The sequence below is a fragment of the Methylopila musalis genome (assembly GCF_042679725.1).
In the GTDB taxonomy this organism is placed as follows: Bacteria; Pseudomonadota; Alphaproteobacteria; order Rhizobiales; family Methylopilaceae; genus Methylopila; species Methylopila musalis.
Map to the genome: position 1 here is coordinate 1 of NZ_JBHTMX010000166.1, position 6301 is coordinate 6301.

A 6301-nucleotide genomic window follows, 5' to 3' on the forward strand; every position below is an offset into this window, starting at 1 on the left:
CCGAGACGCGCCTGCGCGATCGCGACGCGCCTGTGGAGCGCGTCCCGGCGCTCGGGCTCGTCCTCGACGATGCGCAGCGCCGCGCGCACCGCGCTCGCGGCCAGCGGCGAGGGGGCGGTGGCGTAGATGAAGGGCTTCGCGCGGTTCACGAGGTAGTCCACGATCACCCGCGGACCCGTCACCAGCGCGCCGCTCGCGCCCAGCGCCTTGCCGCAGGTGTGGGTGGCGATCAGCGCCTCGCGCCCCTCGAACGCCTCCGCCAGCCCCCGGCCGGTCGCTCCGAGCACGCCGGTGGCGTGGGCCTCGTCCAGCAGCAGAAAGCCGTCATGGGTCTCCGCGAGCGCCAGCAGCTCCGCGACCGGGGCGCGGTCGCCGTCCATGGAGTAGACGCTCTCCGCCGCGATCCAGGGCGCGCCCCGGCCGCCGCGCTCCCGCCATGCGCGGATGGCGTCGTCGACCGCGCCGGCGTCGTTGTGGGGGACGGCCACGGTCTCCGCCTTGGTCAGGCGCAGGCCCTCATGCACGCTGGCGTGGATCAGGTCGTCATAGACCACCAGATCGCCGCGCTGGGGCAGGGCGGACAGCAGAGCGACGTTCGCCGCGTAGCCAGCGCCGAAATAGAGCGCGGCCTCGGCGCGGAAGAAGGCGGCGGCCTCCGCCTCCAGCGCCTCGTGCTCCGGATCGTTGCCGCGCAGCAGCCGCGAGCCGGCCGCGCCCACGGGCACGCCGCGCGCCAAAGCCTCGCCGATCGCCGCCTGAAGGCGGGGCGCGGCGGCGAGCCCGAGATAGTCGTTGGAGGCGAAGTCATGGCCGGCGCGGCCCGTGAGCCGCCGCCGCTGGCTGCGGCGCGACAGGCCCGCGAGCGTGGCCTCGAACCGCGCCAGCCGGTGCGCGCTCATTCGGCGGCGTCCATCTCCTCCGGCTCGACGCCGAGACGGCGGAACAGCGCGCCGTCGTGGTCATCGCCGGGGTTGTCGGCGGTGAGCAGGGTGTCGCCCACGAAGATGGAGTTGGCGCCGGCGAGGAAGCACAGCGCCTGGGTCTCGTCGGTCATTTCGGTGCGGCCGGCGGAGAGGCGCACATGGCTCGTCGGCATCATGATGCGGGCGACCGCGATGGTGCGCACGAAGGCGATCGGGTCGATCGGATCGGCGTTCTCGAGCTTGGTGCCGGGGATCGGGATCAGCATGTTGATCGGCACGCTCTCCGGCGCCTCGGCCATGTTGGCGAGGGTGCAGAGCATGTCCACCCGGTCGTCCACCGTCTCGCCCATGCCGAGAATGCCGCCGGCGCAGACCTTCATGCCAGCCATGCGCACGTTGTCGAGCGTCTCCAGCCGGTCGGCGAAGGTGCGGCTGGTGATGATCTCCGAATAGTACCGCTCGGAGGTGTCGAGGTTGTGGTTGTAGTAGTCGAGGCCGGCGTCCTTCAGGCGGAAGGCTTGGTCCACGCTCAGCATGCCGAGCGTCATGCAGGTCTCCATGCCGAGGCCCTTCACGCCCTCGACCATGGCGACCACCATGTCCATGTCGCGCTCCTTGGGGCTGCGCCAGGCCGCGCCCATGCAGTAGCGGGTGGCGCCGCCAGCCTTGGCCTTGCGCGCCTCCTCGATCACGCGCTCCACCTCCATCAGCTTGGAGGCCTTGAGCTTTTCGCCGGGCATGCGGGCGGACTGGCTGCAATAGCCGCAATCCTCCGGGCAGCCGCCGGTCTTGATCGACAGCAGCTTCGACATCTGCACCCGGTTGGGATCGAAGTGCCGGCGGTGGACCGTCTGCGCCTGGAACATCAGGTCGGCGAAGGGGAGATCATAGAGGCGCCGGGCTTCGGCGCGCGTCCAGTTCATCCTGAAGGGCGCATCGCGCCCGGCCGCCTGCGCCAGATCGATCAGAGCCATCGTCACCGCCCGTAGAAACCACCGGAATTGGTATCCGCTTACACCGAATGCGCTGCAGCGCAAACTTCGCCAATGGACGCGGGGGCCGTGCTCAGCGCCGCTGCGGCCGCAGCCGGATCAGGCGCGCGTCGGCCCAGTCGGCGAGCAGCGCCTTCTCATGGGCGAGACGATCGGACGACAGCCGCGACGACGGGTTGGACAGATAGTTCAGATCCGTCACCGTCTCGTCGCCGGCGGCCACCACCCGGCCGCGCTCCCGCGCCTCGTAGCGCAGCGTGACGCGGGGCGGCGTCACGTCGCGCAGCACGCGCACGTCCTCGAAGCCGCTCCGCCACGGCTCGAACCGCCCGGCGGGCCGCACGTCCAGCAGCGTTACGCGCACATCCCGGCCGGGCGGCAGGCGACGGTCGAGCCGGCGCCGCAGGTCGCGCTCCAGCTCGCGGAACGTGGCCTCGCGCTCGGCGCGGCTGCGGAACTCATTGCTGTCGTAGCCGCTCGCGGGCGCCGAGGTGACGACGGCGGCGGCCTGCGCTGCGGCCGGGAAGACCAGCAGCGCGAGGGCGAGCAGCGCGGGCGCAAATCGCATGGCGGACACTCCGGGCAACGGCGGGATCATCTTGCGGCGCGCTGTGGCGAAAGCGTGACAGTGGTTGTCGTCGGCTCCCCGCCGCCTTTGGTCGCTGGATCATCTCGACCGCGGCCTGTCTTCGCGTGCGCCGAACGTCTCATCACAGCGGCATCACGACGGCGTGATGTTTAGCTTCGGTGGAGTTTCAGAACCTCGTCTGTCATCGAAGAGACAATGATTATCCCCATCCATGTCAAAATGAAAAGCGCGTCTTAAGCCACTGTAGAAGGCGTTTCGTATGCTTGTTGTCTGAATTTTTTCCAATTCTATTTTAGAATTAAAACATATAAAGGCGGTTGATTCCGTTTGAAACGAGGCGGCGCGATCGGTTAACCGCCGGAAACATGGTGTTTTCCGGAGTTCTTTGCGATGACGCGATCGCTTCTCGTTCTGTCGACCGCAGCCGGCTTGGCGGTCGGTCTTCCGGCCGCCGCCCAGCAGGCCGGCGGCGCGGTCCAGCTTGAGGAGATTCAGGTCGAAGGGCAGGGGGCCACCCGCTCGTCCGGCGCGAGCGGCGCGGCCGGCGTCGTGTCCAATGACGGCTATGTGGCCAAGACCACGCGCACCGCGACCAAGACCGACACCCCGGTGAATGAGACGCCCGCCACCATCAACACGGTGACGCAGAAGCAGATCGCGGACCGCAATCCCCAGAATCTGCAGGAGGCGCTGAACTACACGCCCGGCGTTCGCACCGGCGCCTTCGGCTTCGACCCGCGCTTCGACAGCTTCTTCATCCGCGGCGTCGACGTGACCTACACCGGCGTGTTCCGCGACGGCCTGCGCCAGTTCAGCAGCCCGAGCGGCCTGTTCCGGCTGGAGCCGTACGGGGTCGAGGCGATCTCCATTCTCAAGGGGCCGTCCTCCGCGCTCTATGGCGCCGGCGCCTCGGTCGGCGTCATCGACCTGATCTCAAAGCGCCCGACGGATTACAAATTCGGGGAGGTGGAGGTCCAGACCGGCTCCTTCGACCGCAAGCAGGCGAGCTTCGACATCGGCGGACCGCTGAACGAGCAGGGGACGGTGCTCTACCGCCTCACCGCGCTCGGGCGCGACGCGAACACCGAGATGGCGCGGGTGCCGGACGACCGTTTCTTCATCGCCCCGGCGGTGACCTTCCGCCCGAGCGACGCCACCGAGATCACCGTCCTCAGCGAGTTCCTGCACGGCAAGACCGGCGGTTCGGCGGCGTTCGTCAATTCCTACGACGCGCTTGGAAATGTCACCGGCGCCACCCGCACGCCGCTCGCCAACGGCGACTTCAACGACTTCACGCAGGATCAGGGCCGCATCGGCTACGAGTTCAAGCACGCCTTCAGCGACAGCGTGAGCCTGCACCAGAACGCCCGCTTCTCGGCGCTCAGCCAGCGTGAGGAGTACAACGGCCGGTACGACGCGGTGTCCGAAGCCGGCGGCGCCGGTCTGGTGAAGGAACAGTTCGCCGCGTTTGCGGCCGACACCTATCTGAAGACCGATGTCGCGACCGGGCCGGTGGCGCACACCCTGCTCACCGGCGTGGACGTCAGCCTGCTGAAGTACTCCTCGAAATACGCCCTGAGCTTCTATTCGGACCCTGACGGGATCACGGTCCCGGATTTCGGCGATCCCAACGCCTATCCGTTCCGCTCCAAGCAGGACCAGAGCCTGATCGGCGTTTACGCGCAGGACGAGATCAAGTGGGACGCGTGGCGTCTCACGCTCAACGCCCGCTACGACTGGTTCGACAGCACCTACAAGTCGATCAGCGGCGGCGTTCACGACACCCAGAAGCAGAACGACGGCCAGTTCACCGGCCGCGCCGGCCTGAGCTACGTCACCGCCTTCGGCCTCACCCCCTATGTGGGCTACGGCACGTCCTTCGTGCCGAACCCCGGCACGGTCATCGACGGCACGGTGACGAAGCCGACGGTCGGCGAGCAGATCGAAGCCGGCGTAAAGTACACGTTCCCCGACGTGAACGCGACCATCAACGCGTCCGTCTTCCATCTCAAACAGGACGACGGCGTGGTCTATGCGGTGGTGGACGCGCAGAACAAGCAGACCCAGCTCGACTTCCGCTCGCGCGGCTTCGAGATCGAGGGCGCGGCGACGTTCGAGAACGGCGTCAGCCTGCTGGCGTCCTACGCCTACACCGACACCCGGATCGCGAAGCCCGACAGCATCAAAGGCAAGGAGCTGACCAGCACGCCGAAGCACGCGTTCTCGCTCTGGGGCGGCTACGACGCGCCGGACGGCGTCGCCAAGGGCCTGAGCTTCGGCGCCGGATTGCGCTACACGGGCCGCAACTTCGGCGACAACGACAACCGCGCGGTCATCGCCAACAAGGCCCGCGCCTTCGTCGACGCCAAGATCGCCTACGAGCTTGAAAACCTCACGCCGCGGCTGAAGGGCGTGAAGCTGCAGGTCAACGCCACCAACCTGCTCGACAAGGTCGAACAGGTCTGTTCCGCCAACTACTGCTACTGGGACCAGGGTCGGCAGGTCATCGCCAGCCTGAAATACCGCTGGTGAGCGTGGCGGAGGCGGCTGGGGCGTCCCGGCGCCTCGCCTCGCCGGCGGAGGTCGTCGCCGGGCTCGCCGGCGTCTACATGGCCCAGAGCGTGGTGGGCGGCGTGACGTTCCAGGGCCTGCCGGCGGTGCTCCGGCAGGATGGCGCGTCGCTGAGCGAGATCGGCATGCTGCTGGTTACGGTGGCGCCGTGGTCTTTCAAGTTTCTCTGGTCGCCATGGGTGGAGCGTTACCGCCTGCCGCCCGGCCGGCCGCACCGGTCGCGGCGTGTGGTGGCGGCGGGCGGCGTCGTGGTGATGGCCATGATGGTCGGCGCTGGGCTCGCCGGCCCCGGCGCGCTCGGCCTGCTGATGACGCTGCTCACCCTTGCGGCTTTCGCCACGGCGACGGTGGACATCGCCTGCGACGGCTATGCGGTGGAGACGCTGTCGGAGCGCCATCGCGGATGGGGCAACGCCGCGCAGGTCGCCGGCGCCTATGCGGGCACGGCCATCGGCGGGGGGCTGTTTCTGGTGCTGGTGGACCATCTCGGCTGGGCCTTCGCCTGTTTCGCCATGGCGGCGACGCTGGCCGCGCTCTGCGCCCTGTTCGTGCTCGGCCGCGACGGGCCGCGCCCCACGCGGGCGCCCGACGCGGAGCGGCCGAATCTCGGCGCCGCGCTGCGCCGCCGCGAGGTGCGCTACGGCCTGCTGCTGGTCACGATCTATGTGGTCGGCCAGAAATGGGCGATGGTGCTGATCGGCCCCTATCTGGTGGACGCGGGCCTCGGCCTGAGCTGGATCGGCGTCGTCAACGGGCTCGGCGGCATGAGCGCGGGCGTCGTGGGCGCGGTGCTTGGAGGCGGCCTGGTGCGGCGCTTCGGAGGCGGCGCGGTGGCTATCTCCTCCATGGGCCTGCAGGCGGCGGTCACGCTGGGCTTCGCCGCCTCGGCCGCCTATGGGCTGCACGCGCCGTGGATCGTGACCGGGCTCGCCTTGCTGAACGCGGTGGTGATGGCGGTGGGCTTCGTCGCCCTCTACGCCCGGCTGATGGGCTACGCCTCGCTCGATCAGGCCGGCGTGGACTTCACCCTGTTCCAGTGCGCGGACGCCATTGCGAGCGTCGTCGGCTGGCTGGGCGCCAGCGCCTTCGGTGATGCGCTCGGCTATGCGTGGTGCTTCGGGCTGACCGGCGCGGTCGCGGTCGCGGCGACCTGCGCGCTCGCGCCCGCGTTCCGGCGGGCGGACGCCGCGGCCTGAACCCGCCTCCGCCCGATCAGGACGATCCGG

General features: G+C 69.1%; 5 protein-coding genes. 2 read left to right on the forward strand and 3 right to left on the reverse strand.

What is annotated here, in order from left to right:
- From ACFQ4O_RS13890 to ACFQ4O_RS13900, 3 genes are all read right to left on the reverse strand, one after another.
- Positions 1-899 (reverse strand): aminotransferase class I/II-fold pyridoxal phosphate-dependent enzyme (locus tag ACFQ4O_RS13890; protein WP_378776330.1); only part of this gene is annotated, 899 nt, incomplete at its 3' end.
- A complete protein-coding gene (bioB, locus tag ACFQ4O_RS13895) occupies positions 896-1846 on the reverse strand; it encodes a biotin synthase BioB (RefSeq protein WP_378776338.1) in 951 nt (316 codons plus the stop codon). The genes ACFQ4O_RS13890 and bioB, both read right to left, overlap by 4 nt.
- A gap of 142 nt (positions 1847-1988) precedes the next feature.
- A complete protein-coding gene (locus ACFQ4O_RS13900; RefSeq protein ID WP_378776332.1) occupies positions 1989-2483 on the reverse strand; it encodes a DUF3016 domain-containing protein in 495 nt (164 codons plus the stop codon).
- Between the two features lie 411 nt (positions 2484-2894).
- Between ACFQ4O_RS13900 and ACFQ4O_RS13905 the strand changes: the two genes are divergently transcribed.
- Together ACFQ4O_RS13905 and ACFQ4O_RS13910 are read left to right on the forward strand one after the other, a co-directional pair.
- On the forward strand, positions 2895-5036 hold the full coding sequence (locus ACFQ4O_RS13905; RefSeq protein WP_378776334.1) for a TonB-dependent siderophore receptor: 2142 nt from the start codon (positions 2895-2897) through the stop codon (positions 5034-5036).
- Positions 5033-6271: an MFS transporter gene (locus tag ACFQ4O_RS13910; protein WP_378776336.1), complete on the forward strand. Its 1239-nt coding sequence runs from the start codon at positions 5033-5035 to the stop codon at positions 6269-6271. The genes ACFQ4O_RS13905 and ACFQ4O_RS13910 overlap by 4 nt, the downstream gene beginning before the upstream one ends.
- The last annotated feature ends 30 nt before the right edge of the window (positions 6272-6301 follow it).